We start from the raw sequence: 18,455 nt of genomic DNA, 5'->3' as shown, positions 1-18,455 counted from the left end.
TAAAGATACAGGTTAGTCGCGTAAAGAATAAAAAATAATTTTAGGTCAAAGGGAGAATGAAATTGGAAAAGAAGAAAAACAGTATACTAATTTTCGTGGGAATTTGCATTTTACTTGCGGGAGGATTTATTGGTAGTGGTTTAAGTGAAGTGGCGGACAGCATTAACCAACAAGTCGAAGAAACTGATGATTCATATAGAATGGTTGTGCAAGATGGTATTATTTTCGGGTTTGTATTATTGTTTTTTCTTTTAGTATTCCGCTTGTTCCAATTAAGAACAAACAATCCATGCAGTACAGAAGAATCAAAATACAAATTGGTCCAGGAAGATGCTATTTGGAAAATCAATCAATGGCAACCGGGTCACTTTATATCGATCTGAAAGATTTAGACGTTTCACAAGCGACTCAAGAAAGATTGTGGGCGCATTTGCAGTTTAAAGATTATACATATTACAGGTTGAAAAAAGAATTACAGGATAAAAATGACAAACGGATTAACAATGGAGTCTTTTTAAAAACGGAGAAAAACAGTCGTTATTTGTGCATGTCATACCCCGTCTATGGTGGGTAGGTTACATGACCTTTGATGAATTGAACAGAGAAAATCCATATTGGTTAACAGACTTCTTCAGTGAAAAAATTGGGTGAATGCCAAAAAGGAGCTATGGTTTAAACAAAAGCGGATGTACAAGATGGTTGGATAATGGGAGAGGGACAGCAAATACTTTATGGTGGCTCTAGCATATCACCTTATTTTTGAATTGTAAAGAGTAATAGTTTAATTGCTATGAAAATTTTAACTCTTTAAATATACTTTTCCCGCCCGGATTTCGAGGCGAAACATATTTTCAAAGGATAAACATTTAGCGTGTTAATTTTGGAAATGGTTTAAATGCCGTTCTGCGTAAACAAAAATTTTTAAAAAACAATCCCTATCAACAATAATATATATATTTTGTTTCGTTTCGTTTAGTTTATATAATGGGGCCACATTGTGGTTCGTGCAGCGGTTCATTTTGTGGTTCTTTTATCAGTCCGTACTTTGGTCCAAATTGTGGTTCAAGTTGAGGGCCAAACTGTAAAAAAGTGAACAGAAAAATAATCAATTTAGTGTTTAAAATCCACCAATTAAAGATGAAAATTGGATGATTTTTGTAGTGGTTGTTAAAAAGATCAGTAATGGCTAGGAATATTCTCTTGTTTATAAAAAAACTGTTATAATTTAACTATCTTTTTTATTGAACCTTAATACCTAATGCGTTATTTAAATAAGTGTTATTTTAATAAACTTCTTGCCTAAACGGAAAACCAAATTTAATCATTCCCTCACTCTGCCTAACAATATATTCCGTAGCATTAATCCACCCGATATTCCTGATTGCTTCGATATATTGCTCCATATCCTTTCAAAAATAAGAATTCTACTCTTATCAATCTTCCAACTCTGGCGGATTTTTTCACTATCGTGAGCTCGTACATAAAGTAAACCTGTCTTTTCATCCATATAATTTGGCAAGGTAATATTATTTAAAGCATTCATTGTATTTTCCTTTCTAAAAGATATTGTTTTTAGGTTCCATTTTATGTAATAACTTTTCTATTTTTTTCTTGATTATATTCTTTTCTATAATAATCATTGTTATCTTTATGTGGAATTTTTATCCTGCTTTTTGGAAACTCAACTAGGATTTATTATGGTACTATTATACTAGTAAATATTCTTTACATCATACATAAGATTAAATGTTATTTACATTTTCAACAGGGGGATACAAATGACAACATACTGGAATTTTCCAGCTGCAACTGGTGGATTGATTAATTCCATTAACAATGCCGGATTGGAAACCTTTAGAGGAAACGCACTTGATTCATTAACAAGAGAAATATGTCAAAATTCGTTAGATGCGGTAAAGGATAAATCGAAACCGGTTGTGGTTGAATTTAAAAGTTTTCAAGTGGATACGAATAAATTTCCAAATAAAGATGAGCTATTAAACGTCTTCGAATTATGTGAACGAACATGGCGAGGCCATAATAAGAAGAGTGAGGATTTCATTGAGGAAGCCCTAATGATTTTGAACCAGAGTGAAATGAGATTTTTACGTATTAGTGACTTTAATACTAAGGGACTGGAAGGTGCTAAGGATGGAAAGCTTGGATCACCTTGGTCTTCATTGATAAAAGAAGCTGGTTCTTCCAATAAAGAGGATAGTTCTGGTGGGAGCTTTGGAATTGGAAAATCAGCTCCCTTTTTAAATTCAAACCTAAGAACTTTATTTTACTCCTCGTATGATATAACCAATTATACATCTCATATTGGCGTGGCTAATATTATGTCATTTAGAAAAGATCATGACCATATTACACTAGGCAATGGTTATTTTACAGATAATGAGAATTCAACTGCGATACCTGGACAATTATTATTAGATGACACGTTCCATAGAAAGGAAACGGGAACGGACATTTATGTTTCAGCCTTTCATCCTAAGGAGCAGGATTGGGAAAATGAAATTATAAAATCTATCCTATATAACTTTTTCATTACGGTTTTCCAGAAGAAATTAGTAGTGAAAGTTAATGATATGGAAATAAATGATCACAATATAGGACAATTAATTGGTGAATTAGAGGATACGAAAGAAAACCAAGAATTAAAGAATTATTTTCAGCTATTAACCTCAAGTAAAACAATTGTCATTCCTTATCCAGCCAAAAAATATAAACAGGGAATCCAATTTGAAGAAGGAGAAGCGGAACTACTTCTAATGAATGGAGAAGACTTGAATAGAAGAGTACTGATGACCAGAAAAACTGGAATGCGTATATTTGAGCAAAAGAATATTAGCGGGAGTATTTCATTTACCGGAATTTTGATGATTACAGGAGCCAACATGAACAATATTTTTAAACAAATGGAAAACCCCGCGCATAACGAATGGTCAGAAAGTCGTTATGAAAAGGATCCAAAATTAGCAAAGGAAATTTATACTGAATTACGGAAATTTATTCGTGATACTGTAAAAGAAAAGTTTCAAGAACAGATTACAGACGAAATGGATGCAGTAGGATTAAGCGATTTTTTACCAAATGCAAACTTAGACTCTGGTCAATCTACGAATAAAACGGAATCATTAAATTCTTCTATTAAACAAATTATCAAAAAGGAAAAGAAACAGGAATCAAAAACAACCTCTAGACGTAATAAGGGGATGGAGATAGAAGATGTTGAGGAGCAATTAGCTGGTGAATACGGCATTACTCCTTCTGGTAACGAAGGTGGGAGTAATGGTGAAACTACGACTGATGGTGGAAATGCAGGTGGCGGAACCGGTAATCCTGGTGGAGATAATGAACTAAATCCAAATGAAGACGGAGAAAAAGATAAAAAACGGCAAAGAAAACCGAGTAAATATCCGATTGAAATGAACCAAAAATATGTGTGTATCGATAAGGCCAACGGTAAATATCGCTTTATCATTTCAGCACAAAAAACACTTTCAAGGGCTCGATTGGTGTTTCGTGTAATGGGAGAGCAAAGTAATTATGATTTACCAATAAAACAAGCAATCACAAATGATGCTAATGTGACTGTTGAAAAACACACATCCAATATGGTCTATTTAAATTCATTGAAAAAGAACAAGCGGTTTATGCTTGATGTTGATATTGACTACCCGGACTATTGTGTATTGGAGGTGGAACTCTATGAGAATTAATACATCTTATCCGTACCCTGTTCTATATATGAATAACGAGGATTATATTAATTCAAGTTTTCACGTGAATTTCGATGTCCATCACTCATTTGGTGAAATAAAAATTCATGCCCAATTTCATTTAGATAATGAAGAGATTCAAAGACTAATAGAAGAGGAAGCATGTATTTATGTAATCCATGTAGAATGTGCTCAGGCTAGTTTCAGAAAAGTGTATCGTTCGTTTACGAAGAACTTGGAAGTATCTATTCCTGTTGAAGAACTACGTGGAAAAATTGAATTGCATTCCTTTATCATTGCTAATAAAAGAATGGAAAATTATACCAATGATAGTCTAAGTGAATGGTATCAAGATATACCTATTACGTTTGAAAAAGGGAATATACTTGCCATAGGAGATGCTATTGAAACAACAATGTTTGAAGATAACATGGAAATGCTGAATTTACCTTCTATTGCAAAGGTAACTAAATCTCTTAAAAATGAATTTATGGAAGTTGATATCGCATCAGATATTATTACGATTTCATTGCCAGAGTATGAATATAATCAATATGCGTTAAATGCAAAATCGAACCTAAAGAATACCATTCTATCTAATGTTATCCTGCCAAGTTTGGTATATGTTTTTACCAAAATCAAGGACGGCCAGGAAGATATAGAGGAATATACCTGGTATCAGGTTCTGAAGAATATATTTGATGAGAATAATTACCGTATAGAAGATGTTGGAAGCGACTCTTTATCGGCTCTTAAGGCAGCACAAATGGTTTTAAGAAAGCCGTTGAGAACGACTTTTGAAGAAATTGAAAAAATCAACAAGATGGAGGATTAAAATTCGATGAAACTAGAATTTGTATCCGATGAAACATTAATGGATTTACGGACAAATTATAATGCATATAAAGAAAACTATTATAACAAGGACAATCAGTGGTTTGATGATTACTTCAAGGAATCCGGTAGAGTAATAGAGTCAAAAATAGAGTTCGATATGCCTGAGCTTAATTACAATGAGGACTATGCGATTAGTGATAGAGAAAACGTGAAGCTTATTTATAATGCCCTGAAAGATTTAAATGTTTCACAAGCAACCCAAGAAAGATTGTGGTCCGGTCTTGCGCATTTGCAGTTTAGAGATTTTACCTACTACAGATTGAAGAAAGAATTACAGAATAAGAATGACAAACGGATTAATACTGCGGTGTTTTTTAAAAACGGTAAAAAACGGTCATTATTTGTGCATATCATAGCCCGTCTATGGTGGGTAGGTTACATGACTTATGATGAATCGAACAGAGAAAATCCATATTGGTTAACAGACTTCTTCTGTGAAAAGGATTTCTCAGCAAGAAGTGTCGTATTTTTTGCAAGTAATTTGACTTCCAATCCGAATATTACAAAAGGTATCTTGAGAACTTTGAAAAGATGGCAGAACAGCGGAATATCCATCAAACGTGATCATTTTGTGCAGGCGAATAAGTATTTAAATGTCGTTGGTGGTGCTATGATTTTGGATATGCTTTCAATAGAGGAAGTGGAAGAGATGGTGGATAGTTATTTGAGGAAGTATTATGGGGTGGAAGTGGTGATGGAAGAGGGAAAGAAGTTGAAGGTTTAATTAGTAGGCTTTAATAAAGTGGATAGGTTCCCAAATAATTATATCACCTATGGAGAATAGGTAGAATTCTGGGTTTTCTATATAAACTTGTGTAGGAACTTGGATTTATGTTCTGAGTTCCTTTTTTATTTACATTAAAAAAGCTGATACTATGGTATCAGCTTACAATGATAATTCAATTTGTACTTCTTCTGAATAAGATTTTATATTTTCAATTTCTTCTATTCTATTACCCATAATCTTGATTAATCCGACTACGAGCGCATTGCCCATACAGAAGTATCTCATTCTATCAGACATACCTAGAGTCCAGTTATCGTTAAAACCATTTAATCTTTCACATTCAATTGGGGTTAAGAACCTCTTTCTTCCATTGACCTCTACAATATGTGAACTCCTATTTTTGGTACCTTCACTAGTTAGCATAGTTCTACCTGGTTTATTTAAATCGTCAGTTGGGGACATCCCGCCTTCCGAGAAAGTATACGCATGTCCGTCCGCTGAGATACGAGGGATTTTTTTGGCTCCTCTTAAATACTCAAATTTCTTTTCATCTTCTTTTGAAAGATAAAATTTTTCATCCACTTCATTCTCATTAATTAGGATTTCTGCTAATGGAGTGGGTTCTATTTCAATTGGCTCAACATGAGCAGTGTATATATATCCATCTCTCATTATACCTGCATTATAGAAATTGAAGGAGAAGTTATCTGATATTTCTACCCTGTCATCTGAAATTTCGTTAGAAGCTTCTCTATTTTTATATGGAATGTTTTTAACCGGAAATGGTTTAGCAAAAAAACCTTTTTGGAAAACTATTTCTTTAAGTTGTAACTGTTGTTGATTTACTGAGAAGGAGATTCCGTTTTTGTAAGCAAAGATAAAAACACGTCTCCGCCTTTGAGCAAAGCCATATTCTGCAGCATTAATGACTCGCCACTCTACTGTATAACCTAAATTTCTAAACGTACCAAGCATAACCGCAAAATCCCGTCCTCTTTGTTTGGAAGGAGATTTGAGCAATCTATCGACATTTTCTAGCAACACATATTTAGGTTGCGTATTTTCAATTGCTCGTTCAATTTCCCAGAAGAGAACACCTTTCTTTCCTTGAATTCCCTTCTCTCCAGAAAGCGATCTAGCAACCGAATAGTCTTGACATGGGAATCCCCCAACTATCAAATCCGCTGGAATTTGTTGAAATTCTTCATTTGTAACTGTGGCGATATCTTTATTTATATGCTCACCACTATGAAAGTTACGAGTATAGCAATCAAACGCATCTTGGGCTTTTTTACCGGGTTCCCATTGATTGGCCCAAACTACATTAAATAGCTCTTTATTAGCACGTTCCAAACCCAATCTAAATCCTCCGACACCGGCGAACAACTCTATGACATTTATTGAATTATTTGTAGACATTATACGAACATCCTTTCGCCTTTTTTATATTATAACCTAATTTGATAAAAAAAGACAAGATCAAACTTAAAAAATAGATGTATTTCAAATTAATCTAAGAATACTATTCTATCAAAAAAGGGGATTTTTTTCTATAGCATTAATTCTTTATTCGAATTGGGGTAATATACCTTCAAAAGGTCCGAAATCATAATCTTTTTAGACAATGTGTTTTTTGTTAGAATAATAATAGGAAAGGGGTTACTTATATGATATACGAAACGCCAGAAGAACTGTTATATAAATCGAAACAAGCAGAAGGTAGCACTTTCGGTGAGATTGATAAAAGTGGAAGAATTCAAAATGAAAGAGCAAAAGGTGGGCTTGGCCAAATTATTGAAGAGAGCTTTTTTGGGTATGAAGTTAATTCAAACAGAGAAGCCGACTTTGCTGAATTAGGAATAGAATTAAAGGTCACTCCTATTAAGGAAAATAAAAATGGAAGTCTTTCCGCAAAAGAAAGACTGGTTTTAAATATTATTAACTATCATCAGGAAGTGCTTTCCGAATTTCATACATCAAGTTTTTGGAAAAAGAATGAGAAACTTCTTATCCTATTTTACGAATGGATTCCTAAGATAAAAAGAGCAGATTATAAAATCATTAAGGCACACTTACATACTTATTCTGAAGAAGATCTAGAAATAATTAAACAAGATTGGGAAATGATTGTTCAAAAAGTTAGGTCTGGATTAGCTCATGAGTTATCTGAAGCGGACACTAACTATTTAGCTGCATGTACAAAGGGAGCAAATAAAAATTCACTACGTACACAACCTTATAGTGATGAACCAGCTATGCAGCGAGCCTTTTCTCTTAAACAAAGTTATATGACTACTTTAGTTCGTAAATTAATTAGTCAAGAGGATCTTGTTAGATTTACAACGCCTGAAGAGCTTAAAAAGAATTCTTTGTTTGAGCTTCTAGAACAACGGTTTGCTCCTTATAGAGAGATGACATTAGATGAAATAGGGGAAATTACCGGCTTAGATGTTAATTATCAGTCAAAAAGTTTTCTACAGGAATTTATAAGTGGTTTACTTGGAATTCGTGGTACGAAACTTAATCAAATTGAAGAGTTTGAAAAAGCAAATATAGAAATAAAGACAATTAGATTAGAACCAAAAGGTATACCAAAAGAGCATATGTCTTTTAAGAATATCGATTTTTACGAATGGTCTGAGGAAGACTGGGATGAGAGTTGGTTAAAAAGCTACTTTGAAAAAACGAAAATTTTATTTGTAGTTTTTTACTATAAGGAGACATTAAAGCAAAATCCTAATCGACAGCTCTATTTTAAAGGGGTTATATTATGGAATCTACCTTCTAATGAAATTGAAGGAAGATTAAGGAGTTTTTGGTTAGAGGTTAAAACATTGATTAACAGTGGTATTGAGATGACGCATATACAACAGAAAAACCGGGTTATTACAAAGAATAATTTACCTAAACCTGGTCACAATGGACTTTGTCATATAAGACCTAAAGCAAGGGATGGTAATGATAAAACATCTCTACCAGATGGAAGAATGATTACAAAACAGGCTTTTTGGTTGGATAGGAAGTATGTGGCGGAGATTGTAAGAAAGTAAGGGGACTATTTGGCGGGATATATATTTAGTTTAAACAACATCGGTTCTTTAGAAGAATCAATTACTAATGGAGTTTATAGTACTAACGGCTAATGGGGCAGTCCCCTACTGTGCTAAAGTGTTAGCATGGCAGGGGACTAACCGAAAAGCCGTTCGGGAATTTATCTATTATGCTATAATACAGTGTGAATCATAATTAATCTACTATAAAACTGGTACAGAAAACCTTGTGGAATTTAGATAAATGGATAAGGTGTAAATCTACAAATTGATTAGAAAAGGGTCAATGCAAAATGGCCATTACCAACGTACAATTCGAATGCAATGGAGGGGAATGCGTTAACGTTACAGGACCGAAAATGGTGTTAGAGGGTAGTACTGTTGTGGGAAGATGATGTGCGAACACTTCGAGATTTTTTATGTATCGTGTTGATATTACATATCTAGACAGAATGGCAAATAACTGGAATCTTTATATAGACGACATGAATGCAATCTTTTTGCTATCGATAACTAAAATAAGGTGAAAAAGGACTGATACATTATGGATGTAACACCAGATAAACAAAATATTGATAAAGTATTCTCAAACACTACATATTATATTGATTTTTATCAGAGACAGTATAAATGGAATGAGGAACCCGTGAAGAGGTTGCTTGACGATATATTTTATAAGTTTGATATTGAGTATGAAAAGTTGAAAGATAATGATTTAGATATTGAAAGATTAATTGAAAAGTTTTCGTGGTACTACTTAAATACTTATGTAACTAATAATGTAGATGGAAGGCTATACATAGTAGATGGTCAACAGCGATTAACAACGCTTACACTTATATTAATGAAATTAAAACATCAAGCAAGTGAATTTCATTCGGATTTAGGCGATTGGATCTCTTCAAAAATAGTTGGACTCTCTGGATTTAAGAAAGAGTTTTGGATGAATCATGAACAACATAAATCTGCTATGCAGGACTTATTTGATGGGGAATTGCTAGAAAATATTGACACTTCTAGTGGAATTACAGCAGAAAATATGGTATCCAATTATAAAGCAATTTCTAACTTCTTAAATAAGCATGTTACCAATCAGCATAAATTCGAACGTTTTGTATTCTATTTTTTAAAAAGACTTGTTCTTATTAATCTCAATGTAGAACAAACGGATGTTCCTATGGTATTCGAGGTAATTAATGATCGTGGAATAAGACTTAAACCCTATGAAATATTAAAAGGAAAACTGTTGGGTCAAATTGATAAGGAAGAGTTAGAACAGTTGAAGTTAAATGATATATGGGATAACCAGATAAATAGTACAAATTATTTTTACGATGATGGAATAGACGATTTTTTCATTTATTATTTACGTGCGAAATTCGCGAATACAATTGGAGAGGCTAGAAAGTATGATAAGAATTACCATAGAACCATTTTTCAAGATGAAGTAAACAGTCAATTGAAATTGAATCATAACCCAAAGTCTGTTAAAAAGTTTTTGAAAGAGGATTTTAAGTATTACACAAATTTGTATTTAAAACTTCTTACGTGTTATGACCAGGAAGATAAATCTTTTATACATGTATATTATAACGGCCTTACAGATATGGACAGTCAGTTTATGTTAATTATGTCTGCTTGTAAGATAGACGACAAACTGGAAGATGAAAAGATTAAGTTAATATCATATCTTGTAGACCGTTTATATACATTACTTCAATTACAAAAAGGCTATGACAGTAACGATTTCCAAGAAGCGATGTACGATATCAGCAGGCAAATTCGCAATAATGATGATTTGGATGAAATCAAAGGTATTTTTAATAAAAAGCTGATTCATTTAATAACTGAAAATCGAGGGGTGAAAACAAATCAGGCGATAAGTTACGGTTTTTTTAGAGAAACCGGTAATGAGTTAAACAAAAGATTTAAAAGATACTTCTTTGCTAGAATTGAGAATTTTATTGCTGATAATACCAATTTAAACATGAAACACTCTTTATACGATTTAGTTAAGAATACAGGAACAGTTAATGGATTTCATATTGAACACATATTGTCAATGAATTCAGATAACCTGGCTTTATTTGATAATGACGAAGAGAGGTTTGAAAGAGAACGAAATCGACTCGGAGGGTTATTATTACTAAAAGGAAAGGACAATATTTCTAGCAATAATGAGTCTTATTCTAAGAAACTTAAATCCTATTCCAATACGTTATATTGGAATGAAACGTTACGTAAGGACAGTTATAAATCTAAATTAGATTTCAAACAAATGATAAAAAAATATGATTTGAAATTTGAACCAATGGATAAGTTTGGATCAAATGAATTAGAGGAGAGGCAAAAGTTACTTTTCGAGATTGTGAAAATAATTTGGTGAATTAGTAAATGGTTGGTTGACCCATGACGTTATGTGGTTTAGGGCAAAGAGCGATTGAGCCTAAATTCTATAAAAAAGTGTCAGTCTCCCACTGCGCTAAAGTGTTAGCAAGGTAAGGGAATGACACTTTTTTCCAGTATAATAAATCGTAACATTTTAAAAGAGTGAGAGGCCGACGTCATAACTACTGTTTAATGTAGTTATTGCAAGTCCCTAAGATTAGCATTATTATTTTTACACAAATTCCTCAGATAACTCATAAACTTTTGAGTCCATGGATTCAAGCCAATAAGTAACAAGGTCTACCCCGTTAATAAGTTCGATATTTAGATTTTCCGCATATTTTTTGGCTGAAGGAGTAAAATCTGAAGTAGTTATAACATACCCACCTTGGGCTCCTTGTTTAATCATATTTGAGTGTACTAAAGCAATTGGACTAAAATCTAAATCATGTTTTTTTGCTTTTGCTTGACCTAAATAAAGTCCCTCTTCCCTATCCTGTTCAAAGTCAACCCCAAAATCACCTGACTTTGAAGTCGTAATAACACTTCCTCCATACTTAATCTTCATAATTTCTGCAACAAATTCTTCAAATTCAAAAGGCACTTGTTTAATAAATAGATTAGTTGATTTTTCAAACACATTTTCCTGTTTTTCATTTTTAACCTTAGGAAAATTAAATCTATAGCATAATCCCATGGCCATAGTTCTTTTTAATTCTACACTACTCTCAATTTTTCTTGCGATTAGGGCTGCTTCTTGTTCATTTCGTTTCTTTATATACCATACTAATCCACCGATAATTAATAAAAGCATTAATACCAATATTTCCATATTTGTCACCTCTTATTACCAATCTTTTACATATCTGAATACCTTTATACTAAATTAATTAGAAAGATTTAGTGTGACGTATGTATTATAAAATTTCAAATAAACCCAAAATAACCCAACCCCTCCCCCCTCAACCCAACACCTTTCGATTATAGATATGAAAGGAGGTCAATATCATGGAACGCCGTACGATGACCGTAAAAGAAGTAGCTGCATTTCTAGGTTTACATTCCGATACCATTTATGATTTAGTGCGAGATCAAGAGATTCCACATTTCCGAATTAGAAGCAAGATTTTATTTTTGCCGGAAGTGATTGAGAAGTGGATCCAGCAACAAGGAAAATAAGAGGGAAGGTGCTAGGTACAAGGCACCTTCCAAAATTAAAATACGGAGGGAAGCAATATACATGAATATTTTGAAAGAAATGAGTGCTTTTCGGGATTGGTTATTATTAAACGAAATGTCCAGCAGCGCAATTGTATTATGGTATAGCTTATTTGCCATATGGAATAAGGCTGGCTGTCAGAGTAAATTTTGTGTACCTAATTCCATTTTGATGAAATTAACGGGTCTATCGAAGCAGGGATTAATTAATGTGAGGGCGACGCTTGTACAAAAGCAATTTATTCGTTATGAAAAGGGAAAGCGAGGATGCTCCGGTTTATTCTTTGAACTCATTGGTCCACTCAGTTGACTCATCCTTGTACCAATTCCCTGCCCAATCGACGATCGAATCATTGCCCTTAATAGATGATTTAAGAGAGAGAAGAAGAAGAGGAAGAAGAATCGCGTCAGAAAAATTGCTTGTTACATACGAACAAAACTTTGGTAGTCTTCCTGTTGCTGTGATGAAATCCCTACATGATTGGTGTGATGAGTTAGACGAGGGGATTGTGATGGAAGCCATTGAATTTGCGGTAAAAAAAGGTGGGCGGACTTTTAGCTATTTGGAAAAGATCTTGAAACAGTGGAAAAATGTGGGTTTGGAAAACGTTGAGGACGTCCGAAATTACATTGATCAACCAAGGTCCTCAAACATGGTCTTGTTTAAAGCGCGGAACAAGCCAGATGAGCAGGAATCGTTGTTTGATGAACTGAGAAGAGAGGGGGAATTTGGATGAAGCGGGAAGAGGCGATTGATGTGCTAGAGCATTTGGCGGCGATGTATCCCAAGGTAGAGATGAGTCGGAAGAAGGCAAAGGTTCTTCTTCCCAGTCTGATGGAAATGGATTATGACGGCGTGATGATGAAGCTATCACATTTTGCTACTAGATACCCGTATCCTCCAACCATTGCGGAAATTGCGGTCTATCCGAAACTTCCGAATGAACATTTGGTCAACGTGAAGAAATGGCAGGAGGAAGCAGGGGAAGTGTCGGAACAAACGAAGCGGCGGTTTCAAAGGCAACTAGAGAAATTGGTGTTACAGAAGGTGAATCATGAAAATGGAAAATTATGAGGCAGATTCGACCTTACTAGGGGCCATATTAGTGGAGGGGACGTTGTTTAACGATCTGGAATTGGAAGAGGATCACTTTTATGACGTGAGACACCGAAGTATTTTTCGATCCATGAAGGAAGTTTTTGATAAGAAGCAGCCGATTGATATCGTGACGGTGACAACCGCACTCCGTGACGCGATTCATCAGGTCGGCGGTACGCTCTATTTATCGCGGTTGGCAGAATCTGTGGCAACGCTAGCCAATATCAAGCAACATGAAGCGTTGATTTTGGATGCTTATCGAATAAGAAAAAGTCGGGAATTCGTCAAGGTGTATATGGAAAACCCGAGTGAGGATGCCATGGAGGTGCTTTTAGAAGAATTAACCGATATCCAGGAAGCAGGGGACATTCCTCAGGAGAAAGGCTTAAAGGATTACTTGATGGAAATCAGTAGGGAAATGACCGAGAAAACGATACAGACTGGTTTTATGACTTCTCTAGCGGATTTTGACCAGATGACGGGAGGTTTACAGAGAGGAGATTTGATTATTGTGGCGGCTAGACCATCTGTCGGAAAAACAGCTTTTTCCCTAAATCTAGCTGCAGGTCATTGTAAAAACAATGGCTCATCGCTTGTGATTAGCTTGGAAATGGGAACTAAACAACTTTTGGAACGGATGATTTCCGCGGAAGGGATGATGGGCGGGAGAAAGTGGCGAAATCTATTATTCTCAGAGGAAGATTATGAAAAAGCATTTCGGGCCATTGGTTCTATTGCTTCTTGGGATTTAGCTATTTATGACACTCGAAGGACCCTGTCGCAAATTCGTTCTACCATTCGGAATCAAGTGCAGAAAGAACCAAATGGAAATCATCTCATCATCATCGATTATCTACAACTCATCACCCCAACTACGATTCGAAAAGAACGGCGAGATTTAGAAATTGGTGAGATTACGAGGGAATTAAAACTTCTTGCTATGGAATTAAAAGTACCAATTGTTCTCCTGTCCCAGCTTTCTCGAGGTGTCGAATCCAGACAAGATAAGCGCCCACTTATGTCTGATCTAAGGGAATCGGGAAACATTGAACAAGATGCAGATGTCATCGCTTTTCTTTACAGGGAGGATTATTATAATCGAAAGGCGGAAAGTCCTACGCTGACAGAGGTTATTATTTCGAAGCATCGAAATGGACCGACGGGAACGGTGGAGATGGAGTTTTGGAAGGAGTATGGGAGGTTTGGGGATGTGGAGGAAGGAAAGAGGGAAAATTGGGGTCCCAGTTTTAAAGTGATCAACTAAGAGTTCCAAAAGCTTATTAAAAAAATAGATGGAATCATTTTTTTCAAGATTGCTTGGCTGAATTATGTATGTACGTTCAATTGAGGAAGATGAGGGTAGTAACATGTTGGTATAGTATCCGTTTCTATCACACCTCAAAGTTCCTATTTTATCTTGATTATAAGTTTGATTAACTTAATTATAACCCTTTATAATTTTAATAAAATAAGTTCTTTAGTAAATATATCCAAACTCGAAGTGAAGTTCCAGAAAGCTGGACTCTGGGAGCTTTCCCCATGGGATGAAAATGGAGCATATGAGACGACTATAAGCGTTAATTTTATTCAATCTAAGGTTCTATTTTTATTCCCATTTGCATTTCCAGCCCACACGAACTAATCTTAAAGATACATCCATCATAATTTCATATTTTAAGGAGCATGCAGCATGTCTAACAAAAGATCTAACTATCGAAAAGATGCCAAAAATATAATTGTCCAGGTGAAAGAACCCGATGAATTATTATCCTTTTTATTAAAGGTAATGTCTAATCGAAGTAGAAATTCAGTAAAGTCCATCCTGGCTAGAGGTCAAGTAACGATTGATGATCATATCGAAAAACGGTTTAATTATAAATTAAAACCGGGTCAAACGGTCACCATTTTAAAAAACAAAGCTGCAGTAAAGCAAAATGTGTTAATTGGAATGCAAATTCTTTATGAAGACGAGGATATTATTGTCATTAACAAAGAAGCTGGATTATTATCGATTGCGACGGAAAAAGAAAAACAACAAACTGCATTGCATCAATTAATGAAATATGTGAAAAGGGAAGATCCTGAAAACAGAATTTTTGTCGTGCATCGCTTAGATAAAGACACGTCAGGTGTGATGCTGTTTGCAAAGAGTGAGCACGTGAAAAGGAAACTACAGGATAATTGGGCAACGACTGTTAAAGAGCGGACATACGTGGCATTAGTTGAAGGAAGGTTCTCAGAGAAGGAAGGCTATATCACGTCCTGGCTAAGAGAAACGAAAACACATCTTATGTATTCGAGTCAAACACCTAATGATGGGTTACTTGCAAAAACACGCTATACGTTCATTCAGGGCAATGTAGATTTTTCTTTATTAGAATTGAATCTTGAAACTGGTAGAAAAAATCAAATTCGTGTTCATATGCAAGATCTTGGGCATCCGGTTGTTGGTGATAAAAAATATGGTTCTAAAGAGCGGGATGCAATTGGCAGACTTGGTTTACATGCGAAGATCCTAGCCTTTCAACACCCAACAACAAATGAATTGTTGTCATTTAAAGCAGATGTACCAGCATCTTTTTTAAGTAAGTCTAAATAAACGAATGGGGAGGGAGCAGTTTATCTGTCTCCCTCTAACTATTTGGGTCGCATGACGAGCAAATTTAACAGCTGTTGTTGAAAAAGGGTCTATATAGCTACAAATCGTATTACTATCAACCATATAATTCCTACTAGTACTCTAGCCATAATAGGCACTGATCTTTTTTCTAATACTAAAGTTTCCCCTACCATCTCAATATCGAGCAACATGAAGCGTTGTTTTTGGATGCCTATCGAATAAGGGAAAGTCGGGGATCTTTATAATAAATTGTTGTTGGGAGAGAGTGATATGGAAAGAAAGAATATTATTATAATTGGTGCGGCGGGAAGAGACTTTCATAACTTTAATACCTATTATCGGGATAATCATGCATATAACGTTGTTGCTTTTACAGCAGCACAAATTCCAGATATCGATGGACGTAAATATCCAGGTGAATTAGCTGGAGATCTATATCCGAATGGGATTCCCATCTATTCGCAGGAACAATTACCAGATTTGATTAAAGAGTTATACGTTGATGAATGTGTTTTTGCGTTTAGTGACATTAGTTACGAAGAGGTGATGGGGATAGGCGCAATTGTGAATGCAGCGGGTGCTAATTTCACATTGTTAGGGCCAAATAGCACCATGTTAAAGAGTAAGAAGCCTGTCATTTCTGTTTGTGCTGTTCGAACAGGAACTGGAAAAAGTCAAACATCGCGGAAAATCATCGAAACCCTTCCAGAACATAATTTAAAAGTTATTGCAGTAAGACACCCAATGCCCTATGGAAATTTAAATGCACAACGTGTCCAGCGTTTCGCGACAATAGAGGATTTACAGGAGCATCATTGTACAATCGAGGAAATGGAGGAATATGAACCACATGTAACACGTGGAAATATTGTATATGCTGGCGTTGATTATGCTGATATATTGGCAGCAGCTGAAAATGATCCAGATGGGTGTGACGTTATACTATGGGATGGGGGAAATAATGATTTTTCCTTTTTCGAGCCTGATTTAGCTGTTACTGTTTTGGACCCACATCGCCCAGGGCATGAGCTAAAGTACTATCCTGGCGAGGTTTGTTTAAGAACAAGCGATGTGGCAATCATCAACAAAGTGGATAGTGCGAAAGAGGAAGCAATTCAAATCGTAGAAAATAATATAAAACTTGCAAATCCATCTAGCACTATTATTAAAGCGGAATCAACAATTACTGTTGATTACCCTGAGCGTCTTGTTGGAAAACGCGTATTAGTCGTGGAAGATGGCCCAACGTTGACGCATGGAGAGATGAAGCTTGGTGCAGGTACAGTTGCTGCGGAACGTTTAGGTGCTGCAGCAATCATTGACCCACGCCCATATGCAGTCGGTACATTAGCCGAAACTTTTAACAAATACCAACATATTGAAAACGTCCTTCCAGCGATGGGATACGGCGAACAGCAATTGAAAGATCTTGAAGAAACGATTAATAGAGCTGACTGTGATGCAGTCATTATCGGTACTCCAATCGATTTATCTCGTGTCATCTCCATTAATAAACCATGTACGCGTGTAAATTATGAGTTAAATGAAATTAGCGACCCTAATTTAAGCGATATCGTAAGGGATGTTATCCATAAACATCAGCTTGGGTGATAAACAGATAAGTAATATTCAAGCAGCAAGAAACTAGCAGGATAGTGAATCGCTATATCTTCTATCCGGTCCATTTCACTTTTTTCATTTTTGATTTCGCTTTGCGGATGAGTGCAATCCCAAGTAATAAAAGTGGGAATAATGAAGTGGACCAATATCAAGCATTATGAAACGTTATTTCTGGATGCCTATCGTATGCGATAAAGTCGGGACTTCGTAAAGGTTTATATGGAAAATCCAAGTGAGGAAGCCATGGATGTGCTAATCGAAAAACTAACTCATATCCGGGTCTTGGGGTCTGATCCCAGGACCAGGAAGATAGAATTGACATTATAAATAATTAAAATTATACTTATGATAAGAAAGGGTACTAAGTAGCTGTCACTACTCAGTACCGGCAACTACAGACCGTATAAAGTACGGTTGACCATTCGTTGTTTATTGTCTAAAGAAGTAACCGCAACCTAGGTCAGAGGGCGGTTATTTCTTTTTATTTAGCAGGACGACAATAGTAACAATGAAAGCTAATCCTGTTAGTAGTGAAATACTTGTTTGTACTATTAAGCTTAATGCTTCATATGTCGTCATCCTTACCACCTCCCTTCTTAAAGGGGAGTGGTCAACCGCCCGCTATACTATGTAGTTGTTAAGAATATTTTACCATATTATGTTATCGAATTACAGAAAAACAGTACTAATGTTCGGTTGGATATTGCTGTTAGAATATGCGTTACTCTTTGTATTCAAGAAATATTTTCTATAAAACTATTTCAGGGTCAGTCCCACTTCACTAAATATTAGCGAAGTGAAGGACTGGCCTGTTTTAATTAAAAAAATAAAAAACAACCAACCTATCTCCCTCCATCCGATTCGTTTCGAGTGTAAGAGTGAAAGGGGGGGATCATAATGGAACGTCGTACAATGACAGTAAAAGAAGCTGCAATATACCTTGGGTTACACAGCGATACGATCAATGACATGGTGCGTGAGAATAAGATGGCGCATCAAGACGTAACGCTAGCAGATTTAAATTATCTTAATCCAGGAATTAACCCCTTCAACTTACAAATATTGGATCGGAAATTCTCTTGAAATAATGTGCGGTTTTCAAGGGAGGATA

The 18,455-nt window shown here is 35.3% G+C and carries 18 protein-coding genes and 1 pseudogene; 15 read left to right on the top strand and 4 right to left on the bottom strand.

The window, feature by feature from the left end; all coding sequences use genetic code 11:
• Positions 1-62: 62 nt before the first annotated feature.
• Positions 63-383: a hypothetical protein gene (locus A9178_RS01680; protein ID WP_068672181.1), complete on the top strand. Its 321-nt coding sequence runs from the start codon at positions 63-65 to the stop codon at positions 381-383.
• 157 nt (positions 384-540) lie between these two features.
• Positions 541-651, top strand: a pseudogene (locus tag A9178_RS19765) (DUF6339 family protein); the annotation flags it as partial.
• A gap of 670 nt (positions 652-1,321) precedes the next feature.
• Here A9178_RS19765 and A9178_RS19105 read toward each other — a convergent pair.
• Positions 1,322-1,543 (bottom strand): hypothetical protein, encoded by a 222-nt coding sequence (locus A9178_RS19105; RefSeq protein WP_068672180.1) that lies wholly within the window; start codon positions 1,541-1,543, stop codon positions 1,322-1,324.
• Between the two features lie 235 nt (positions 1,544-1,778).
• Between A9178_RS19105 and A9178_RS01670 the strand changes: the two genes are divergently transcribed.
• From A9178_RS01670 to A9178_RS19260, 3 genes are read left to right on the top strand one after another with little or no spacing between them, the layout of a single operon-like run.
• Entirely contained in the window at positions 1,779-3,725 is a 1,947-nt protein-coding gene (locus tag A9178_RS01670; protein ID WP_068672179.1) for a hypothetical protein, read from the top strand.
• The gene (locus tag A9178_RS01665; RefSeq protein WP_068672178.1) at positions 3,715-4,560 is read left to right on the top strand and encodes a hypothetical protein; all 846 of its coding nucleotides are present in this window, start codon (positions 3,715-3,717) and stop codon (positions 4,558-4,560) included. Before A9178_RS01670 ends, A9178_RS01665 begins: the two co-directional genes overlap by 11 nt.
• A 6-nt stretch (positions 4,561-4,566) precedes the next feature.
• A complete protein-coding gene (locus A9178_RS19260; RefSeq protein WP_231889778.1) occupies positions 4,567-5,346 on the top strand; it encodes a DUF6339 family protein in 780 nt (259 codons plus the stop codon).
• A gap of 162 nt (positions 5,347-5,508) precedes the next feature.
• On the opposite strand, the gene dcm is transcribed toward A9178_RS19260, so the two are convergent.
• A complete protein-coding gene (gene dcm, locus A9178_RS01655; RefSeq protein WP_068672177.1) occupies positions 5,509-6,768 on the bottom strand; it encodes a DNA (cytosine-5-)-methyltransferase in 1,260 nt (419 codons plus the stop codon).
• 248 nt (positions 6,769-7,016) lie between these two features.
• On the opposite strand from dcm, the gene A9178_RS01650 reads away from it, so the two are divergent.
• Complete coding sequence (locus tag A9178_RS01650) at positions 7,017-8,399, top strand: Sau3AI family type II restriction endonuclease (RefSeq protein WP_068672176.1); 1,383 nt, start codon at positions 7,017-7,019, stop codon at positions 8,397-8,399.
• A gap of 544 nt (positions 8,400-8,943) precedes the next feature.
• Entirely contained in the window at positions 8,944-10,785 is a 1,842-nt protein-coding gene (locus tag A9178_RS01645) for a DUF262 domain-containing protein (protein WP_068672175.1), read from the top strand.
• Positions 10,786-11,019: 234 nt separating this feature from the next.
• Here the strand turns inward: A9178_RS01645 and A9178_RS01640 are convergent, their stop codons facing one another.
• On the bottom strand, positions 11,020-11,619 hold the full coding sequence (locus A9178_RS01640) for a restriction endonuclease (protein ID WP_068672174.1): 600 nt from the start codon (positions 11,617-11,619) through the stop codon (positions 11,020-11,022).
• 176 nt (positions 11,620-11,795) lie between these two features.
• Between A9178_RS01640 and A9178_RS01635 the strand changes: the two genes are divergently transcribed.
• The 7 genes from A9178_RS01635 (at position 11,796) to A9178_RS01605 (ending at position 17,335) form a co-directional block, all read left to right on the top strand.
• Positions 11,796-11,966 carry a helix-turn-helix domain-containing protein gene (locus tag A9178_RS01635; protein WP_068672173.1) on the top strand — a complete coding sequence of 57 codons (171 nt, stop codon included), beginning with the start codon at positions 11,796-11,798 and terminating at the stop codon, positions 11,964-11,966.
• Between the two features lie 61 nt (positions 11,967-12,027).
• On the top strand, positions 12,028-12,315 hold the full coding sequence (locus A9178_RS19100) for a hypothetical protein (RefSeq protein WP_068672172.1): 288 nt from the start codon (positions 12,028-12,030) through the stop codon (positions 12,313-12,315).
• Positions 12,316-12,322: 7 nt separating this feature from the next.
• Positions 12,323-12,742, top strand: coding sequence for a DnaD domain-containing protein (locus A9178_RS18500; RefSeq protein ID WP_231889777.1), 420 nt, complete (start codon positions 12,323-12,325; stop codon positions 12,740-12,742).
• Positions 12,739-13,080 carry a hypothetical protein gene (locus tag A9178_RS01620; RefSeq protein WP_068672170.1) on the top strand — a complete coding sequence of 114 codons (342 nt, stop codon included), beginning with the start codon at positions 12,739-12,741 and terminating at the stop codon, positions 13,078-13,080. Before A9178_RS18500 ends, A9178_RS01620 begins: the two co-directional genes overlap by 4 nt.
• Complete coding sequence (gene dnaB / locus A9178_RS01615; RefSeq protein WP_068672169.1) at positions 13,061-14,368, top strand: replicative DNA helicase; 1,308 nt, start codon at positions 13,061-13,063, stop codon at positions 14,366-14,368. Before A9178_RS01620 ends, dnaB begins: the two co-directional genes overlap by 20 nt.
• Positions 14,369-14,794: 426 nt before the next feature.
• Positions 14,795-15,703, top strand: coding sequence for an RluA family pseudouridine synthase (locus A9178_RS01610; protein ID WP_068672168.1), 909 nt, complete (start codon positions 14,795-14,797; stop codon positions 15,701-15,703).
• 291 nt (positions 15,704-15,994) lie between these two features.
• Positions 15,995-17,335 (top strand): cyclic 2,3-diphosphoglycerate synthase, encoded by a 1,341-nt coding sequence (locus A9178_RS01605; protein ID WP_068672167.1) that lies wholly within the window; start codon positions 15,995-15,997, stop codon positions 17,333-17,335.
• A gap of 480 nt (positions 17,336-17,815) precedes the next feature.
• On the opposite strand, the gene A9178_RS19255 is transcribed toward A9178_RS01605, so the two are convergent.
• A complete protein-coding gene (locus A9178_RS19255; protein ID WP_231889776.1) occupies positions 17,816-17,923 on the bottom strand; it encodes a putative holin-like toxin in 108 nt (35 codons plus the stop codon).
• A 318-nt stretch (positions 17,924-18,241) separates the two neighbouring features.
• Between A9178_RS19255 and A9178_RS01600 the strand changes: the two genes are divergently transcribed.
• Positions 18,242-18,427 carry an excisionase family DNA-binding protein gene (locus A9178_RS01600; RefSeq protein WP_068672166.1) on the top strand — a complete coding sequence of 62 codons (186 nt, stop codon included), beginning with the start codon at positions 18,242-18,244 and terminating at the stop codon, positions 18,425-18,427.
• Positions 18,428-18,455 lie beyond the last annotated feature (28 nt).

This window comes from Oceanobacillus sp. Castelsardo, from assembly GCF_001659985.1.
Lineage (GTDB): Bacteria > Bacillota > Bacilli > Bacillales > Amphibacillaceae > Oceanobacillus.
The sequence above is the reverse complement of the archived record's forward strand: the minus strand, read 5'-3'. Positions and strand labels throughout refer to the sequence as shown.

Excerpts from the sequence above, each read along its gene's own strand:
- A9178_RS19105 (WP_068672180.1), bottom strand. The coding sequence starts at position 1,543 with ATGAATGCTTTAAATAATATTACCTTGCCAAATTATATGGATGAAAAG.
- A9178_RS01670 (WP_068672179.1), top strand. The coding sequence starts at position 1,779 with ATGACAACATACTGGAATTTTCCAGCTGCAACTGGTGGATTGATTAAT.
- A9178_RS01665 (WP_068672178.1), top strand. The coding sequence starts at position 3,715 with ATGAGAATTAATACATCTTATCCGTACCCTGTTCTATATATGAATAAC.
- A9178_RS19260 (WP_231889778.1), top strand. The coding sequence starts at position 4,567 with ATGAAACTAGAATTTGTATCCGATGAAACATTAATGGATTTACGGACA.
- dcm (WP_068672177.1), bottom strand. The coding sequence starts at position 6,768 with ATGTCTACAAATAATTCAATAAATGTCATAGAGTTGTTCGCCGGTGTC.
- A9178_RS01650 (WP_068672176.1), top strand. The coding sequence starts at position 7,017 with ATGATATACGAAACGCCAGAAGAACTGTTATATAAATCGAAACAAGCA.
- A9178_RS01645 (WP_068672175.1), top strand. The coding sequence starts at position 8,944 with ATGGATGTAACACCAGATAAACAAAATATTGATAAAGTATTCTCAAAC.
- A9178_RS01640 (WP_068672174.1), bottom strand. The coding sequence starts at position 11,619 with ATGGAAATATTGGTATTAATGCTTTTATTAATTATCGGTGGATTAGTA.
- A9178_RS01635 (WP_068672173.1), top strand. The coding sequence starts at position 11,796 with ATGGAACGCCGTACGATGACCGTAAAAGAAGTAGCTGCATTTCTAGGT.
- A9178_RS19100 (WP_068672172.1), top strand. The coding sequence starts at position 12,028 with ATGAATATTTTGAAAGAAATGAGTGCTTTTCGGGATTGGTTATTATTA.
- A9178_RS01620 (WP_068672170.1), top strand. The coding sequence starts at position 12,739 with ATGAAGCGGGAAGAGGCGATTGATGTGCTAGAGCATTTGGCGGCGATG.
- dnaB (WP_068672169.1), top strand. The coding sequence starts at position 13,061 with ATGAAAATGGAAAATTATGAGGCAGATTCGACCTTACTAGGGGCCATA.
- A9178_RS01610 (WP_068672168.1), top strand. The coding sequence starts at position 14,795 with ATGTCTAACAAAAGATCTAACTATCGAAAAGATGCCAAAAATATAATT.
- A9178_RS01605 (WP_068672167.1), top strand. The coding sequence starts at position 15,995 with ATGGAAAGAAAGAATATTATTATAATTGGTGCGGCGGGAAGAGACTTT.
- A9178_RS19255 (WP_231889776.1), bottom strand. The coding sequence starts at position 17,923 with ATGACGACATATGAAGCATTAAGCTTAATAGTACAAACAAGTATTTCA.
- A9178_RS01600 (WP_068672166.1), top strand. The coding sequence starts at position 18,242 with ATGGAACGTCGTACAATGACAGTAAAAGAAGCTGCAATATACCTTGGG.